The organism is Marinobacter mobilis, assembly GCF_900106945.1.
GTDB classification, from domain to species: domain Bacteria; phylum Pseudomonadota; class Gammaproteobacteria; order Pseudomonadales; family Oleiphilaceae; genus Marinobacter; species Marinobacter mobilis.
In genome coordinates this window covers 52,092-68,357 of the sequence record NZ_FNNE01000007.1, presented here as the reverse complement: position 1 = coordinate 68,357, position 16,266 = coordinate 52,092, and the positions used below count along the sequence as shown (strand labels likewise).

Genomic DNA, 16,266 nt, shown 5'->3' with positions numbered 1-16,266 from the left:
CTTGTGTGATCCGGCGGGCAGTATACCAGCCTCAATCGAGGTGTACGGTGCCTTCCATGTAAAACGCCGCCTGGCCGGCAATGCGCACCCGGTCGCCCACAAGTTCACAGTTCAGGACACCGCCCCGCGCCGACAGTTGCTGTGCCGACAGCCGGGTTTTGTCCAGACGCTCAGCCCAGTAGGGTACCAGTACACTGTGGATGGAGCCGGTGACCGGATCTTCGTCGATACCGACCCCTGGTGCGAAGTAGCGGCTGACAAAATCGCAGCTTTCCCCCGGGGCGGTGATCATCACGCCCTGATTGCCGAGCTGCCTGAGCAGGGTCATATCCGGGCTGGCGTTGCGCACCGCGGCTTCGTCGTCCAGGACCACCAGGTAGTTGGTGTCGTTGGGGACAAAAAAGACGCTGTCCCCGCAACCTTCCAGGGCGTCACGCAACAGTGGCGGTGTTGGTGTTGGCTCATAGCTTAGATTGGGGAAATCCAGTTCCAGCCAGCCATCATCCCGGCGAGTGACACCCAGGGAGCCGCTCTGGGAGCGGAAGGTCACGGTATCTGCATCAAATCCCAGCCGGTTGAACAGCACCCAGGCGGAGGCGAGGGTGGCGTGGCCGCACAGGGGAACTTCGGCCCCGGGGGTAAACCAGCGGATATGGAAATCGGCGCTGCTGCCTGCCCGTTCCGCAACGATGAACGCCGTCTCGGACAGGTGGTTTTCCAACGCGATGTTCTGTAACCGCTCGTCGGGCAGCCACTGTTCAAGAGGCATGACAGCGGCGGGGTTACCGCCGAAGGGCCGGCTGCTGAAGGCGTCGACCTGATAGATTGGAAAGGTAGCCATGATGTCTCCGCGTTGTATGAGTGCTCGTGTCAGACTGAGTGTCTGGCTGAATACAGCGTCGTGTACTGCTGTGCCCTGGTTTCAACGAACCGGGCCAACTCAGTTGCGCCATACAGGTGAATCACGGTTGGCGCTCCCGATGGCGTCAGTACCCAGTGCCGCGGGCCGGGTTGGCTAACCTGGAACCCCAGAGTATGGAGCTGTTGCAGGTCTTGCTCAACGCAGCCATTGGCAGCAGCGAACGCGGCACCTGACAAGGCACCGCGGCTGACGCCCAAAACATCTTTGCGGTCTGCGCTGGGCGCTGGCAGATCAGGGGGCGATAGTCTGGGTTCAAAGCTGGTCATCGGTCGAGCTCCTTTTCCGTGGATTGCCCGATTATTGTGACTGCGTTTGGCCCCAGCGTAACAGAATCAGTTATCCTTATTTGAACCGGTACAGTTTCTGAATCGATGGGTCTGTACTGCAAGGTTTTACGGGTATCTGTACTGCTCCCGTCAAACGCATCTCTGGCAGGATGGTCCTACCAACACGGATCGTCTCACCCAAAGGAGAGACTCATGGGTATTCTCTACAATCGCGTTGCAGACCAGTTACAGACCCTGATTCTCGAAGGGGTCTACCGTGAAGGCGAGCGGTTGCCCGGCGTGCGGGTGCTGAGCAAGCAGTTCGGGGTCAGCGTGTCGACCATTCTGCAGGCCCACCAGACCCTCGAAGGGCGTGGCTATCTGCAGGCGCGGGAGCGCAGTGGCTACTTTGTCCGCTTGCCGAGGCTGGACATGCCGGAACCCTCGATGCATGTGGCCAGTGCCGAGCCGGTGGCGGTGGTCAGTGCCCGGGAAATGGCGCTGGAGCTCTGTAATGACGAAGGCAATCGCATGGTGCCGTTGTCGGCGGCGATTCCTCATCCCGATTTCCTGCCGGTGCGGCAGATGCAGCAGGCCTTGCTCTGGGCGGCCCGGCACGGTCTCGACACACTGGACTATGCGTTTCCCGGCAAATCGGCGTTCCGGCGTCAGATTGCCCAGCGCATGACCAGTCTCGGCTGCATGGTGTCGCCGGACGACATTGTGGCAACTAATGGTGCCCAGGAAGCCATCATGCTGGCGCTGCGGGCGGTCACTGAACCCGGCGATATTGTGGCAGTGGAGTCGCCCTCGTTTCCGGGGATTCTGCAGGCGCTGGACGTAGTGGGCCTGAGAGTGATTGAGATTCCTTCCCATCCCACCGACGGCATCAGCCTGGAAGGGCTGGAGCTGGCTCTGGAACAGTGGCCGGTCAAGGCCTGCGTGGTGGTGAGCAACCACAGTAATCCACTCGGCGCCCGCCCCAGCGATGAGGGCAAGCGCCTGCTGGTCGAGCGGCTCGACGCCGCCGGGGTGCCGCTGATTGAAGATGACATCTATGGTGATCTTTACCACGATGGTGAACGGCCCAGACCGGCCAAGACGTTTGACCGCACCGGCAATGTGATTTATTGCAGCTCGTTCTCCAAGACGCTTTCACCGGGGCTGCGGTTGGGCTGGATGGTGCCGGGCCGCTACCGGACCGAGGCCCGTCAGCAGAAATACTTCAGCAACCTGGCCACGGCCAGCCTGCCACAACTGGCGGTGGCGCGCTTTCTCGAACAGGGCGGCTACGACCGTTATCTGCGTACAGCGCGGCCACTGTACCGGGACGCCACGGAGCGGATGCGGGCTGCGGTGGGGCGCTCGTTCCCAGAGGGTACCGCAGTCAGCAAACCCCAGGGTGGCTTTGTGCTGTGGGTACAGCTGCCGGGCAATGCATCGGGCACCCGGGTGTATCAGCTGGCCCGGGAAGAAGGTATCAACGTGGCACCGGGGCGGATGTTTTCGACCATTGCCGATAAGTACGAAAACTGCCTGCGACTGAACTGTGCCAACCCCTGGAACGAGCGCATCGAGACCGCAATCCATCGTCTCGGGGCCATTGCCAGCCAAGTGGTGGCGGAGTCGTCCTCCGCCGGGTGAGGTTCAGGTGGATGCCTGGCCGGCCCGCAGGTCCAGCGGGTCGAGCAGGCCGGCGGCGATGGCCAGCCCGGTAACATCGGGAAGGCGGTCGACCCCCAGGCGTTTCATCACCCGGGAGCGGTACAGATCGATGGTCTTCACGCTCACCCCGAGCTGTTCGGCGATTTCGCGGCTGGCGTAACCCTGTGCCAGTGGCAGGAACACATCCCGCTCCCGCGGCGTCAGGGTGGCGATCCGGGCTTCGGCGTCCGGTGAACGGCTGCCGGTGGTGGCCGGGCGGCGGCTGTCTTGCAGGGCCTGCTGGATGCTGTCCAGCAGTAGCTGTTCATTGAACGGTTTTTCGATAAAGTCGAAGGCGCCGGACTTGAATGCCCTGACCGCAATCGGCACATCGGCATGGCCGGAAACAAAGATCACCGGCAGACCCAGTTGCCGCTTCTGCAATTCCTCCTGCACATTCAGCCCGCCCAGGCCAGGCATGCGCACGTCCAGAACGACACAACCGGTGGCCGACTCGGGGATGGCATCGAGGAACTGGCGGCCATCCGCGTAGCCTTTTACGCGCAGGCCCACCGATTCCAGCAGCCACTGGGTGGAGTCCAGCATGCCGGTATCATCATCGACAACATAGACAATCGCTTCGTCCGCTTTGGTCATGGCATTCTCTTACAGGTTGTGAGTCGCGTTGGCGGCGCCGAGGGCGCCTTTGGATGGGAACCGGCATATCAGCCGCAGCCCACCTGCGGGGCTGCGTTCGGCATCAAGATATCCGCCGAAGCTTTCGACAATTGAGCGGCTCATGGAGAGCCCCAGCCCCAGCCCCTCGGATTTGCGGGTAAAAAATGGCGTGAACATCTGCCGCAGGCCTTCGTCGTCCAGGCCGGGGCCTTGGTCCTCCACCTCAATCCGTACCTCATTGCAACCGGAGCAGCGGGTGGTCAGGGTGATCCGGGAGGGCGCATCCTGATGGCGCTCCCGATTGGCGTCAATCGCGTTGCGGATCAGGTTGATCAGCACCTGTTGCAGCAGCACCGGGTCGGCGGTGAGGGTGGGGTTGGAGTCCGCCAGAGTCAGCTCAATGTTGATGTGGTGTTTGGCCGCTTCCCACTGGCACAGCCGCACGGCGCTATCGATGGTGTCGTTGAGAGCAACACAGGCGCTGCGTTTCTTGCCTTTGCGCAGGAAGGCCCGTAGCCGCTTAATCACTTCCGCGGCGTGATCGGCGTGCTGGGTAATCCGTTGCAGTCCGTCCTGAACCCGGGTGATGGCGTCCGGGTTTTCATCGAGCTGGCCTAGATAGCGTTTACTGGCATTGGCGTAGTTGACGATGGTCGCCAGCGGCTGGTTCATCTCATGGGCGATGCCCGAGGCGAGCTCCCCCAGGGTGGCCAGGCGCGCGGTATGGGCCAGTTCTTCCTGGTGGCGGCGCTGCTCACTTTCCCGCAGTTCCCGTTCGGTCATGTCACGGGCCACCAGTGAATAATAGGTGGTGCCCTGAGCGGCCTGGTGCGACAGCAGTACCAGGGACACGGGCAAGGTGTTGTCCTGGCTCAGCGCCCGCAGCCGGGTTTCGGTTTCCCAGACGCCCTGTTGGTCCGCCTGGGGCAGGCCGATGGAGAGCAGTCGCGCAAATTCGTCCCCCTCGAAGATCGCGGAAACGGGTGGCAACGGGCTGGCGTTGCCAATACCCAACGCCCGTCTGGCGGCAGGGTTCATATAGCTGATCTCGCCATGGCGGCTGGCAAACAACACCAGGTCTGTATTGGCTTCCACCACCTGGGCCAGGCGCCGGTTGTTCTCTTCCGAATCGACCCGGGCGGTAATGTCCCGGGATACGCTGATTACTTCGATAACCGCTCCGGTGTAAGTCTCACGAATGGCCCGGCTGGCGATTTCAAACCAGCGCAGGCGGCCATCCCGGTGGCGAAGCTGCAGGGTCAGGGTGGCATAGCCGGAATCCCTCAGGCTGGTGCGGGCCTGCTCGAGCTGCTTTTCCATGGTTTCCGGAACCAGCACCTCGTCCAGTCCCTTGCCGCGGAGCTCCTCCGGCCAGTAGCCCAGAAGGCGCCAGGAGGCGGGTGAGGCGTCGACGAAATGGCCGTCAGGGGCGTGGCGGGAAATGAGGTCGGTGGTGTTCTCTATAATTAACCGGTACAGCCGGTTGGAACGAGTCGCCTCGGCCAGTTCAGACAGGGTGCTGCTGGCATCCCGCCCGCGAATGACCACGCCCTGCGGCTGGGTACGGGGAATGAGTGTCCACGAAATCGCACGCTCGCCAACTCTGCTCTCAACGCCGGAGATGGTCCGGTCCTGGCTCTGGCAGGCCTGGACCAGCGCGCGCTGGTTAGCCGGCAACAGGGCTTCCGGACTGCTCAGTCCGGCGTCTTCCAGCCAGCGCTGAGCGGTCTGGTTGCAGGCCAGAATGGCGCCGTTGGCGTCGGCAAGCAGGCAGGCTTCCGGATCGTTGGGCAAGAGCAGTGGGTCGGTGGTCTCGGGCACCAGGGGCATGAGCGAATCTCTATATAGTAAATATACTATAATACTATGGGTTTATTGCTATATGTATTTCTTGTAAATACTATTGATGGCCTCAAGGAGTATAGCTGTATTCGTAAGTGCTCTGGAAATACCACAAGAACAAAAGTGTTCGAAAAAGGTGACCCCCCATGACCGCGATTTTTGATACCGGCCTCGAGCAGGTCCATGCCAACCACAGTGTGCTGTCCCCGGTGGACTTCATTGCCCGTACCGCCAGCGTATACCCGGACTATCCGTCGGTAATTCACGGCGCGATCCGTTACAGCTGGAGTGAAACCTACGACCGTTGCCGGCGTCTGGGATCGGCGCTGGCAGGCCGTGGCATCGGCAAAGGCGACACGGTGGCGGTCATGTTGCCTAACATTCCGGCGATGGTGGAATGCCACTTTGGTGTACCCATGATCGGAGCGGTACTCAACACCCTGAACGTGCGTCTGGACGCTGAGGCCATCGCCTTCATGCTCGAGCATGGCGAGGCCAAGGCAGTCATCGCTGACCGGGAGTTTGGTGACGTCGTCCGGGAAGCCGTCAAGCACCTGGAACACCAGCCGCTGGTGATTGATGTGGACGATCCGGAGTACGGCGAAGGCAGCGCGGTCAGCGATCTGGATTACGAGGCGTTCCTGCAGGAAGGTGACCCTGATTTCGAGTGGCAGCTACCGGCGGATGAATGGGATGCGATTTCCCTCAACTACACCTCTGGCACTACCGGCAATCCGAAAGGCGTGGTTTATCACCACCGTGGCGCCTTCCTTAACGCCATGGGCAACCAGGCGGTCTGGTCCATGGGCCAGCACCCGGTGTACCTGTGGACCCTGCCTATGTTCCATTGCAATGGCTGGTGTTACCCCTGGGCGGTGACTGCCCTGGCAGGTACCCATGTTTGCTTGCGTCGGGTAGACCCGGAACGGATCCTGCGGTTGATCCGTGAGCATCAGGTCACCCACATGTGCGGTGCCCCGATTGTACTGAACGCGCTGTTGAATGTGCCCGAAGCGGCCAAGGGTGGTATCGACCACGTGGTCAGCGCGATGACCGCCGGTGCGGCTCCCCCTGCGCAGGTTATCGGGGCGATTGAGGAGATGGGCATTCGCATCACTCATGTGTACGGCCTGACCGAAGTTTACGGCCCGGTGACAGTGTGCGCCTGGAAGTCAAAGTGGGACGAGCTCTCGCTGGATGAGCGCGCGGTCATCAAGGCCCGTCAGGGTGTTCGTTATCCGACCCTGGCAGGCATGATGGTGGGTGACCCCAACACCATGGATCCGGTACCCAAAGATGGCAAGACCATCGGTGAGATTTTCCTCCGCGGTAACACCGTGATGAAAGGCTACCTGAAGAATCCGAGCGCCACTGAAGAAGCCTTCCGGGGTGGCTGGTTCCACACCGGTGATCTTGCGGTGTGGCATGAAGACGGCTACATGGAAATCAAGGACCGTCTCAAGGACATCATCATTTCCGGCGGTGAGAATATCTCCACCATCGAGGTGGAAGATGCCCTCTATCGGCACCCCGCTGTGCTGGAGGCGGCTGTGGTTGCCCGCCCGGACGAGAAGTGGGGCGAGACGCCCTGTGCGTTCATTACCCTCAAGCCCGAAGCCGGCAATGTGACCGAAGAGGATCTGATCAACTTCTGTCGTGAACGTCTGGCCCGCTTCAAGGTGCCGAAGACTGTCGTATTCACGGCGTTGCCGAAAACATCCACAGGCAAGATCCAGAAGTTTGTCCTGCGTGACCAGGCGCGGGATCTGGACAACGCCTCGGGCTGAATCCCGGACGGGTCAGGGACTGACCTGGCCCGTCTCTCTGCTGTACCCCCAATCAACACAAAAACAACATCGGGCGTGCCCTAGCGGCAGTGCCAGGAGGTTCTGTTATGCAAATGTTCCATCGTAAAAACGGCGCTGAACAGCCGTATTGGGCCGCCGGCCCGTTCAAGGTTCGGTTGCCGTTTGTTCACTACCGCTGGGAAGTCGCCGAAATGGTGCAGGCCCTGATCATGTTTGTGGTCAGTCTGGCGATGATTCCGCTGCTGGAGAAATACCTGGGCGTGCCATACGACGTCGCTCTGGCATACGTGGTGGTGTGTGGTATCGGCTTTATGTTGCCTGCGCTGCTCGGGGTGCCCCTGGTGCCGGGTTGGATCACGCCGGGCATTCCGGTGGTGCTGCTGTTCCTGAGTGACTTCGAGCCCGGCCCCGAGTCGATTCAGGCGTTGTTTGCGCTCCAGTTCCTGGTGTTCCTGATCTTCCTGGTGCTGGGCCTGACGGGCATGGGTAACAAACTGGTGCAATGGATTCCCCGCTCCATGAAAGGGGGCATCATCATTGGCGCCGGTATCGCGGCCCTGATGGGTGAGATCGAGGCTGGCGGACGTCTGGCAGAAACCCCGATCTCTCTGATCCTGGGAGGGCTGGTGTGTCTGTATCTGATGTTCTCCCTGTCCTTCAAGGGCTTTGTGGAAAGCAACCCAATTGCGCGCAAAATCGCCAACTACGGCATGGTTCCGGGAATGGTGGTGGCTATTCTGGTGGGCTTTGCCACCGGTGAGTACAACGTGCCTGACGTCCAGTGGGGCATTACCCAGCCGGCCTTTGGTGAGCTCTGGAATTACCTGCCGTTCACTGTGGGCTTCCCCTCGGCCGACGTGTTCCTGCTGGCGGTTCCTACGGCAGTCATCGCCTACATCATTGCTTTCGGCGATATCATCGTGGGCAAGTCACTGATGGATCGTGTCGATCACCTGCGTAAGGATGAAGACATCGATAGCAGTATTGACCGGGTTCACCTGGTAACCGCGATCCGTAACGGCATGCATGCCTTCTTCGCACCGTACCCCGGACTTGCCGGTCCGATCTGGACGGCGGTGACGGCCACCATGGCGGAGCGTTACAAGTACGGCCGCAATGCCATGGACTCCATCTACAGCGGCGGCGGTACCTTCTGGATCACGGGTTTCATTGCCCTGTTCATCCTGCCGCTGGTGAGCTTTTTCCAGCCAGTACTGCCGATTGCGCTGTCGCTGACTCTGCTGCTGACCGGCTACATCTGTCTGATGGTGGGGCTGGAGCAGCTTGAGAATAACACCGAGCGCGGTATTGCCGGCACCATGGGGGTTGTCCTTGCGGTGTATGGTGCTGGCTGGGGGCTGGCTACCGGCGCGGTGCTATACCTGTTGATCGAGCGCAGCAAGGTGCTGGGCTTTACTCCGGACCCGGAAGCTCCCGGTATACGGGCCGCTGAAGAACACTGATCCCCTTGTGTGTTTTGGGGGAGTCCGGGCCTGGCCCGGCTCCCCCTTTTTTTGTCCACATGATGACCTGACCCGTCCGCTTTGCCCGGCAGGCCAAATTGCTGGCGAGGCTGGTTAAATGATGTACAAACGAAAGCCGCTGTTTTAACTTGAAGTTCTGCACGCGCATTTCTAGGGCGACCTGTACAACAGCAGAACAACAAGCAACAGGAGGCAGGTATGGCTATCAGCACAACGCCGTCAGGAGTCTCGGTGGCTCCCCGTCATCTTGATTTTGATGTCTCCCAGGACCTGAAAACCGACTGGCACGGTAACGATGCATTCCGGACGGCTTTTTTCAATGCGCTTTCCCTGCAGTTTCCCGAAGGCGAGCAGCAGTTCATCAACGCCGTGCGCAAGTATCGGGATCGGATTGATGACCCCAAACTGACTCAGGAAATCCGGGGTTTTATCGGCCAGGAAGCGCTGCATAGCCGCGAACACCGGGCCTACAACGAAGGGCTGAAGGCTCGAGGCTACGACATCGACGCCATCGACCGGCGCTTCATGAAGCATATGGAGTGGGTCAACCGCTTGCCCGCCAGCCGGCAGCTGGCTGGAACCTGTGGCGCGGAACACTACACCGCGGTGCTGGCCAATGCGATTCTCAGCCACCCCGAGTGGATGGCCGGCGCAACCCCGAAAATGCAGCAGTTATGGCGCTGGCATGCCATCGAGGAAACCGAACACAAATCCGTGGCCTTCGATGTCTATCGTCATTGCATCGGTAATGAACGGCTGCGGCGTGTTGTGTTCCTGTTTGTCACATTCCATTTCTTCCGCTTTACGTTTCTCAATACCTGCAGTCTGCTCAAGGCCGATGGCAAACTCTGGAGCCTGCGCACCTGGCTTGGCGGGCTGAATTTCCTCTGGGGCCGTCCCGGGGTGCTGCGGCATTGCCTGCCGGACTTTATGGCCTACCTGCGCAAAGGGTTTCAGCCCTGGCAACAGGATAACCGGCCATTGCTGGAGCGTAGCCTGAAGGACCTGGAAATGAATTCACCGACGGCCCGTTGAGCCGTATCTGACAGGGGAACACTGTTCTGGGATGCGATGAAGCGAGGAAGGGCGAAATGCTGATTTTGTGAACTGGTTATGGTAGAACTGGCAACCGGCATAACAATGATAATAATAGCGACCCCAAGGGTCATCATCCCGGAGGCACCCGATGCGAGTTGGTCTGATTGTAGACTCAGCCTGTGACTTACCTTACGAATTCCGCCGCGAGCACGATCTCTTTGTATTACCGGTAACCGCCCGAATTGATCAACAAACCTACATTGACGAGCACGACCCGGTTCGTACCCAGGAGTTTTACCAGAGCGGTCTGCTGCAAAAAGGCCACCACGCCGAGACTGAAGCCTTTTCTGCCAGCCAGATCCATGACCTGTTCATGGAAAAGATAGTAACCGAGTTTGACGTAGCAATCTGTGAAACCGTTACCCGTTCCAGGAGTTTGATCTTCGATCATGCCACCCAGGCCATGAATACCGTCATGGCCAATTATCGCAGCGTCCGCAGTGCCGCTGGCGTACCCGGGAACTTTTCCATGCGGGTGGTGGACAGCAAGCAGATTTTTGCGGGGCAGGGGTTACTCGCGGCTCACACCCTGACACTGATCGCGAAGAAACTGTCCAAGAACGCCCTTCGCAATGAAATAGAACGTTTTACCGGCAATATCTACACCTGCGTAATTCCCAGAGATCTGCACTACATCCGCGAACGGGCCCGCCGTCGAGGTGACAACAGTGTATCGGCTTTGGTGGCTTTCCTCGGTAAGGCCCTGAACATCACCCCGGTGATCTTTGGTCAGGGATCTGAAGGCCAGCCGGTTGCCAAAACCCGCAGCTTCGATGTAGCGGTTGAAAAGGTCATGAACTATGCCATCGGGCGCATTCAGGCTGGCCTGCTGACACCCTACGTCAGTCTGTCCTGCGGCATGAGCTGGACCGAGATCGAAGAGTTGCCCGGCCTCAACCGGCTGCGAGACGCCTGTGAACAGCACGGGGTTGAGTTGCTGTTGTCGCAAATGGGGATTACCAGCAGCATCTATGTGGGCCCTGGCAGCCTCTGCCTGGCACTGGGTGCCGAACCCCACCACTTCCGGGATTTCCAGTAGCCATTGCGGTTATCGGGGCTTGGCCGAGTCGCGGCTTTTTCGGGTTTTTCCGGCAAACGTCCGGGGCGGGGCTTCGTGGTAGCCTCGCCCATAACTACCCTGATAATCTTTGGCTTTCACTGGGACCAACATCATGACCACATCTCCGGCCGATCTCGCCAACGCGTTGCTTGATCAACACGTAAAGCATGAAATGGCGGCCCTGAAAGGCGCCAAACTTCGCAAGTCCATTGAGCGGGAAGTCAGCGAACTGCTGCAGCGGGCCGGGACCGTGACCCTGAACCGGGTGATTGCACCGGAACAGGTGATGGGGGTGATTCAGCGCCTGGTTATGGACATGGAGCTGGATGGCGGTATCCCTGAGCTGGCCGGAGAGATGGCCGCCGAGGTGCTGAATGCCCCGGTGCAGGAAGATACCATGCTCAAGGACGTGCTGAGCCGGGAGCAAACCACGTCCATCCTGGAACAGGTGCTGGAGCTCAAGCATCACCGGGAGCGAATGATCAGCAGTGTCATGTCCCACCCGGTGTATCAGGAGCTGGTGTCCAATGTGGTCTATCAGGGCCTGGTCAGTTACCTCTACGAAGATAACCTGATTACCCGCAGTGTGCCGGGGGTCGGCTCCATGATGAAGCTGGGTAAGCGCATGGCCAACAAGGCTGTGCCCGGCCTGGATGAAAGCTTCGAGCGCCGTATCAAGACCTGGCTGTCAGACAGCCTTCCAGCGCTCATCAGCCGCAGCGAACAGTTCCTGCACAAAGCGCTGACCGATGATGAGCTCCGCGATACCGTCATGGCGGCCTGGGTGACCCTGGAAGATCGCACCATTGGCGAGCTGCGCGAGGGACTGGGGGATGTCCAGCTGCAGGAATTCGTTATGCTGGGTTACGATTTCTGGCTCAGTTTTCGCCAGACTCCGTACTTTAAAGGGTGTTGTGAGGCCGTCGTAAACCACCTGTTCGAGAAATACGGAGATCAGCCCCTGGCCACTCTGTTGGAGGATATCGGCGTCGATGAAGCCATGATCATGTCCGAGATGGATGCCTTCGCCTTGCCGCTGGTGGACGTGTTGCGGGAGGAGGGGTATCTTGAAGACTTCCTGCGTCGCCGGTTGTCCTCGTTCTACAAATCGGCTGCGGTCAAGAAGATTCTCCAGCCGGAGTCCTGAACCGGGCAATGCCTGCACGGGGTCCGGTGACGTTGTACCGGGGTCCTTATGCCATCTGTTGAAGTTCTGTGGGCGTATCTCATTGCGGTCCTGCTGCTGACCCTGACTCCGGGCGTGGATACCCTGCTGGTTGTGCGTAACACGGCCCGTTCGGGTGTCGGTTCGGGGTCGGTGACCAGCCTGGGCATCTGCACCGGCCTGTTCGTTCACGCCACCCTGTCTGCTATCGGTATTTCCCTGATTCTGGTCCAGACCGCCTGGGCCTTTACCCTGCTGAAATGGGCGGGGGCCTGTTACCTGGTGTGGCTCGGTGTGGCCAGCCTGCGTCAGGCCTGCGCACGCCATGAGGTGGAGGCACCCGCTGACGCACCTTTAAGGGTTCGCGCTTCACACCCGAGGGATTTTCACGAAGGGCTGCTGTCCAATGTGCTTAATCCCAAAACGGCCTTGTTCTACATGGCTTTCCTGCCCCAGTTTGTGAACCCGGAAGGCCATGTTCTGCTGCAGTCCCTGGTGCTGGCGGCGATTCATTTTGTGCTGGCGATGGTGTGGCAGTGTCTGGTGGCGCTGGTGGTTGGCCACTCCCACCGGTTGGCGATTCCGTTCTGGATCAAGCGGGCGCTCCATGGCCTGACCGGTGGCGTATTCATTGGCGTTGGTGCAAAGGTCGCCCTGTCTCAGACTTGAGGCGGTCTTAACGGGCCGGCGTCCTATGGATTGCCGCCGACGCTGGCACTATGGTTGTTAATAGCGGCTGGGTTGGGGGAGCTCCACGCCGCCCCCGGAAATCGAACGACAGGGATGGTTCCGCGGATGGGTCAACGTCAGCATTGGCATCACCAGAGCGCGCATGCCGTTATTGAGCACTGGCAGACCTCTGCAACCGGATTATCGGATCAGGCGGTCGCCTCCCGTCAGCGGCGTTACGGTGCCAACCGGCTGCCGACGCCTCCCCCCCAAAGCCGGTTTCTGCGCTTTCTGCGTCAGTTTCACAATATCCTGATCTATGTCCTGCTGGCTTCGGCCCTGATCACCGGGACGCTCGGCCATGGCCTGGACACCGCTGTCATTCTCGCAGTGGTGCTACTTAATGCGGTTATCGGTTACGTCCAGGAAGGCAAAGCGGCGCGGGCGATCATGGCCATTCGTCACATGTTGGCACTCCAGGCTTCGGTCATACGCAACGGCCGGCGGCATTCGGTGGCGGGTGAGCAATTGGTCCCCGGCGATGTGGTGCTGCTCGATGCGGGCGACAAGGTGCCTGCCGATTTGCGTTTGTTCAAGGCTCACAGTCTGCAAATCCAGGAGGCGATTCTCACCGGTGAGTCCGTTGCAGTCGACAAGCAGGTTGCACCGGTCAGTGACGATGCGGTGCTGGCCGATCGTTCCTGCATGGCCTTCAGTGGCACCACTGTTACCAGTGGCCAGGGCAGTGGAGTCGTTGTAGCGACGGGTGTGGATACTGAAGTCGGACAGATCAGTGGCATGCTTGCCGATGTCGAAACCCTGAAAACGCCGCTCATTGAACAGATGGCGGTGTTTGCCCGCTGGCTGACCCTGGTGATCGTGGTGATGGCAGGCCTGCTCCTGGCCTATGGCCATCTGGTTCAGCAGCAGGCCTTTGCCGGTCTGTTCATGGCGGTGGTGGGGTTGTCGGTAGCGGCCATCCCGGAGGGGTTGCCTGCAGTGCTCACCATTACCCTGGCGGTTGGCGTACAGGCCATGGCCCGGCGCCATGCAATAGTGCGACGGCTGCCAGCGATTGAAACCGTGGGGGCGGTGTCGGTGATCTGTACTGACAAGACCGGAACCCTGACCCGCAATGAAATGAGTGTGGCCACGGTGGTGGCTGGCGGTCGTCTCTACAGTGCTGATGACGCCGGCTATGCCCCTATTGGATCGCTCTGGCTGGAAGGGCAGGAGGTTGCGGCGGACGCGGTACCGTCGGCCCTGCAGGTCCTGATCCGGACGGCGGTGTTGTGCAACGACGCTGAGCTGAGAAAACACGAGGATGACTGGCAGGTTGAAGGCGATCCCATGGAAGGGGCGCTGCTGGCACTGGCGGGTAAGGCTGATCTGTACCCCGCGGATTTACGGAGGCAATGGCGACGAACCGACATCATTCCGTTTGATACCGATAACCGCTTTATGGCCACCCTCAATCATGACCATGAAGGCCACGGCAGTATCTATCTCAAAGGCGCGCCGGAATCGGTGCTGGCCCTGTGTGATCGTCAACTGGCTGCCAACGGTGACGTTGTCCCGCTGGAGGCGGACCATTGGCACCGACAAGCGGAACAGACGGCTGCGGATGGTCAGCGGGTTCTGGCATTTGCCTTTCGTCCGGTCGCGGCCAGTCAGGCGGTGATCGAGCTGGCCGATCTTCAGCAGAAACTGGTGATGATCGGCTTAGCCGGATTTATCGATCCGCCCCGGGAAGAGGCTGTGGCGGCGGTGGCCGAGTGCCAGAGTGCGGGCATCGACGTCAAGATGATCACCGGTGACCACGCCAGCACTGCCGCTGCCATTGGCCAGCAGCTGGGGTTGCCGAACACTCACCGGACCTTGACCGGCGCCGAGTTGGACCGACTCAGCGACGAGGAACTGGCCGACGTGGCCGCAGGGGCCAACGTATTTGCCCGTACCAGTCCGGAACACAAACTTCGCCTGGTTAAGGCCCTGCAGTCCCAGGGCATGACGGTGGCCATGACGGGGGATGGCGTCAATGATGCCCCAGCCCTGCGCCGTGCAGACATCGGCATTGCCATGGGTCGCAAAGGCACCGAGGCGGCCAAGGAAGTGTCCGATCTGGTGCTGGCCGATGATAATTTCGCCTCTATCGTAGCGGCCGTTCGTGAGGGCCGCACCGTGCGCGACAATATTCGCAAGATGATTGGTTGGACCCTGCCGACCAGCAGTGGCGAGGCCTGCGCGATCGTGGTTGCCTTGCTGGCAGGGCTGGCGTTGCCGGTCACCCCGATCCAGATCCTCTGGATTAACCTGATCACCACGGTGTCTCTGGGGCTTGCGCTGGCGTTCGAGCCGACCGAGGCAGGCACCATGCGTCGTCAGCCCAGGCCACGAAACGACCCGTTACTCTCCGGTGGCCTGCTCTGGCAGATCGTGCTGGTGACGGCCCTGTTCCTTGGCGGGGTGTTCGGAATCTATTTCCACGCCATGGCCCGGGGTTATGAGGTAGAGCTGGCCAGAACACTCGCTATGAACACCTTGGTGGTGATGGAAATCTTCTACCTGTTCTATATTCGTAACATGAACAGCGCCTCGCTCACCCGTCGAATGGTTCAGGGTACCCCTGTGGTCTGGCTGGCGGTCGCCGGGGTCTCCATCGGCCAATTGGTGATCACCTACCTGCCGTCCGCCCAGAGTATTTTCGAAACCCGGGCCGTAGGCTGGCAGGACTGGCTGGTGGTGATTGCCGTGGGGGGGGCGGTGTTTGTGGTCGTGGAAGTTGAAAAGCAGGTGCGATTGCGGGAGCCGTGGGGCAGTGGTTAACTCCTGAGCCGGGGTGGTCGTCAGACTCAGCTTCTCGGGTTGAACAGATGGGAGGGAATGATTGTGTCTTCTGTTACCCTGGAGTCAATCATTGAGTGCCCGTATTGCCGTCACCGGGCAACAGAGACCATGCCGACGGATGCGTGCCAGTATTTCTATGAATGCTCGTCCTGTCATCGGGTGTTGAGACCGAAGGCGGGGGATTGTTGTGTCTTTTGCTCGTACGGCACGGTGCCATGTCCGCCGGTTCAGCAGCGATCCGGAGGCTGTGGTTCTGACGTGTGCTGAATAAAGGGGCTGGCCGACGCGGTCAATAAAGCAAAAAAAGGGAAGCAGATGCTTCCCTTTTCTGAGCTTGCCGATCGGTGCGCCTCAGCGCTCCAGATACTGCAGCTTGTTGGGCTTTCCATCCCACTCTTCAGCGTCCGGCAGCGGGTCTTTCTTCTCGGTAATGTTGTCCCACTTGGCGGCCAGATCAGCGTTGATTTCAACAAACTGAATCTGATCCGCAGGCAGCTCGTCTTCAGAGAAGATGGCTTCAGCGGGACATTCCGGCTCGCACAGGGCGCAGTCAATGCACTCGTCCGGGTCGATGACCAGAAAGTTCGGTCCTTCATAAAAGCAGTCCACCGGACATACTTCAACACAGTCAGTGTATTTGCACTTGATGCAGTTATCAGTAACGACAAATGCCATAGTCAGATCCCTGGTTCGGTGGTCGTTCTCATCAGTATGGAAACCGGCGAAGCAATCCGGGCAGCTGAAGCGCTCGAATGGCGGATTCGCGACTCCCTAATAATATTA

The 16,266-nt window shown here is 59.9% G+C and carries 14 protein-coding genes; 9 read left to right on the top strand and 5 right to left on the bottom strand.

Annotated elements, in window-relative coordinates:
- Positions 1-31: 31 nt before the first annotated feature.
- Positions 32-841, bottom strand: a complete 810-nt coding sequence (locus BLV11_RS11880; protein ID WP_091814310.1) for a PhzF family phenazine biosynthesis protein — start codon at positions 839-841, stop codon at positions 32-34.
- A 29-nt stretch (positions 842-870) separates the two neighbouring features.
- On the bottom strand, positions 871-1,188 hold the full coding sequence (locus BLV11_RS11875; RefSeq protein ID WP_091814307.1) for a hypothetical protein: 318 nt from the start codon (positions 1,186-1,188) through the stop codon (positions 871-873).
- 213 nt (positions 1,189-1,401) lie between these two features.
- Between BLV11_RS11875 and BLV11_RS11870 the strand changes: the two genes are divergently transcribed.
- On the top strand, positions 1,402-2,832 hold the full coding sequence (locus BLV11_RS11870; protein WP_091814304.1) for an aminotransferase-like domain-containing protein: 1,431 nt from the start codon (positions 1,402-1,404) through the stop codon (positions 2,830-2,832).
- Between the two features lie 3 nt (positions 2,833-2,835).
- Here BLV11_RS11870 and BLV11_RS11865 read toward each other — a convergent pair whose 3' ends face one another.
- A complete protein-coding gene (locus BLV11_RS11865; RefSeq protein ID WP_091814302.1) occupies positions 2,836-3,489 on the bottom strand; it encodes a response regulator transcription factor in 654 nt (217 codons plus the stop codon).
- Positions 3,490-3,498: 9 nt separating this feature from the next.
- Positions 3,499-5,340, bottom strand: a complete 1,842-nt coding sequence (locus BLV11_RS11860; protein ID WP_091814299.1) for a PAS domain-containing sensor histidine kinase — start codon at positions 5,338-5,340, stop codon at positions 3,499-3,501.
- A gap of 158 nt (positions 5,341-5,498) precedes the next feature.
- Here BLV11_RS11860 and BLV11_RS11855 point away from each other — a divergent pair, with 158 nt between their 5' ends.
- The 8 genes from BLV11_RS11855 (at position 5,499) to BLV11_RS18525 (ending at position 15,750) form a co-directional block, all read left to right on the top strand.
- Entirely contained in the window at positions 5,499-7,139 is a 1,641-nt protein-coding gene (locus tag BLV11_RS11855) for an acyl-CoA synthetase (protein WP_091814296.1), read from the top strand.
- A 107-nt stretch (positions 7,140-7,246) separates the two neighbouring features.
- Complete coding sequence (locus BLV11_RS11850) at positions 7,247-8,623, top strand: solute carrier family 23 protein (RefSeq protein ID WP_091814293.1); 1,377 nt, start codon at positions 7,247-7,249, stop codon at positions 8,621-8,623.
- A 219-nt stretch (positions 8,624-8,842) separates the two neighbouring features.
- Positions 8,843-9,679, top strand: a complete 837-nt coding sequence (locus BLV11_RS11845) for a metal-dependent hydrolase (protein WP_091814290.1) — start codon at positions 8,843-8,845, stop codon at positions 9,677-9,679.
- Between the two features lie 151 nt (positions 9,680-9,830).
- Complete coding sequence (locus tag BLV11_RS11840; RefSeq protein WP_091814289.1) at positions 9,831-10,781, top strand: DegV family protein; 951 nt, start codon at positions 9,831-9,833, stop codon at positions 10,779-10,781.
- A 133-nt stretch (positions 10,782-10,914) separates the two neighbouring features.
- Positions 10,915-11,949 carry a hypothetical protein gene (locus tag BLV11_RS11835; RefSeq protein ID WP_091814286.1) on the top strand — a complete coding sequence of 345 codons (1,035 nt, stop codon included), beginning with the start codon at positions 10,915-10,917 and terminating at the stop codon, positions 11,947-11,949.
- 48 nt (positions 11,950-11,997) lie between these two features.
- Positions 11,998-12,636 carry a LysE family translocator gene (locus tag BLV11_RS11830; protein WP_091814282.1) on the top strand — a complete coding sequence of 213 codons (639 nt, stop codon included), beginning with the start codon at positions 11,998-12,000 and terminating at the stop codon, positions 12,634-12,636.
- Positions 12,637-12,762: 126 nt separating this feature from the next.
- Entirely contained in the window at positions 12,763-15,462 is a 2,700-nt protein-coding gene (locus tag BLV11_RS11825; protein WP_217634567.1) for a cation-transporting P-type ATPase, read from the top strand.
- A gap of 57 nt (positions 15,463-15,519) precedes the next feature.
- Positions 15,520-15,750: a GDCCVxC domain-containing (seleno)protein gene (locus BLV11_RS18525; RefSeq protein WP_425433829.1), complete on the top strand. Its 231-nt coding sequence runs from the start codon at positions 15,520-15,522 to the stop codon at positions 15,748-15,750.
- A gap of 84 nt (positions 15,751-15,834) precedes the next feature.
- On the opposite strand, the gene fdxA is transcribed toward BLV11_RS18525, so the two are convergent.
- Entirely contained in the window at positions 15,835-16,158 is a 324-nt protein-coding gene (gene fdxA / locus BLV11_RS11815; RefSeq protein WP_091814275.1) for a ferredoxin FdxA, read from the bottom strand.
- Positions 16,159-16,266: the final 108 nt, after the last annotated feature.

What these genes read in the sequence shown, in the direction of transcription:
- BLV11_RS18525 (WP_425433829.1), top strand. Translation starts at nt 15,520, where the DNA reads ATGATTGTGTCTTCTGTTACCCTGGAGTCAATCATTGAGTGCCCGTAT.
- BLV11_RS11860 (WP_091814299.1), bottom strand. Translation starts at nt 5,340, where the DNA reads ATGCCCCTGGTGCCCGAGACCACCGACCCACTGCTCTTGCCCAACGAT.
- BLV11_RS11880 (WP_091814310.1), bottom strand. Translation starts at nt 841, where the DNA reads ATGGCTACCTTTCCAATCTATCAGGTCGACGCCTTCAGCAGCCGGCCC.
- BLV11_RS11845 (WP_091814290.1), top strand. Translation starts at nt 8,843, where the DNA reads ATGGCTATCAGCACAACGCCGTCAGGAGTCTCGGTGGCTCCCCGTCAT.
- BLV11_RS11870 (WP_091814304.1), top strand. Translation starts at nt 1,402, where the DNA reads ATGGGTATTCTCTACAATCGCGTTGCAGACCAGTTACAGACCCTGATT.
- BLV11_RS11850 (WP_091814293.1), top strand. Translation starts at nt 7,247, where the DNA reads ATGCAAATGTTCCATCGTAAAAACGGCGCTGAACAGCCGTATTGGGCC.
- BLV11_RS11875 (WP_091814307.1), bottom strand. Translation starts at nt 1,188, where the DNA reads ATGACCAGCTTTGAACCCAGACTATCGCCCCCTGATCTGCCAGCGCCC.
- BLV11_RS11855 (WP_091814296.1), top strand. Translation starts at nt 5,499, where the DNA reads ATGACCGCGATTTTTGATACCGGCCTCGAGCAGGTCCATGCCAACCAC.
- BLV11_RS11830 (WP_091814282.1), top strand. Translation starts at nt 11,998, where the DNA reads ATGCCATCTGTTGAAGTTCTGTGGGCGTATCTCATTGCGGTCCTGCTG.
- BLV11_RS11825 (WP_217634567.1), top strand. Translation starts at nt 12,763, where the DNA reads ATGGGTCAACGTCAGCATTGGCATCACCAGAGCGCGCATGCCGTTATT.
- BLV11_RS11835 (WP_091814286.1), top strand. Translation starts at nt 10,915, where the DNA reads ATGACCACATCTCCGGCCGATCTCGCCAACGCGTTGCTTGATCAACAC.
- BLV11_RS11865 (WP_091814302.1), bottom strand. Translation starts at nt 3,489, where the DNA reads ATGACCAAAGCGGACGAAGCGATTGTCTATGTTGTCGATGATGATACC.
- fdxA (WP_091814275.1), bottom strand. Translation starts at nt 16,158, where the DNA reads ATGGCATTTGTCGTTACTGATAACTGCATCAAGTGCAAATACACTGAC.
- BLV11_RS11840 (WP_091814289.1), top strand. Translation starts at nt 9,831, where the DNA reads ATGCGAGTTGGTCTGATTGTAGACTCAGCCTGTGACTTACCTTACGAA.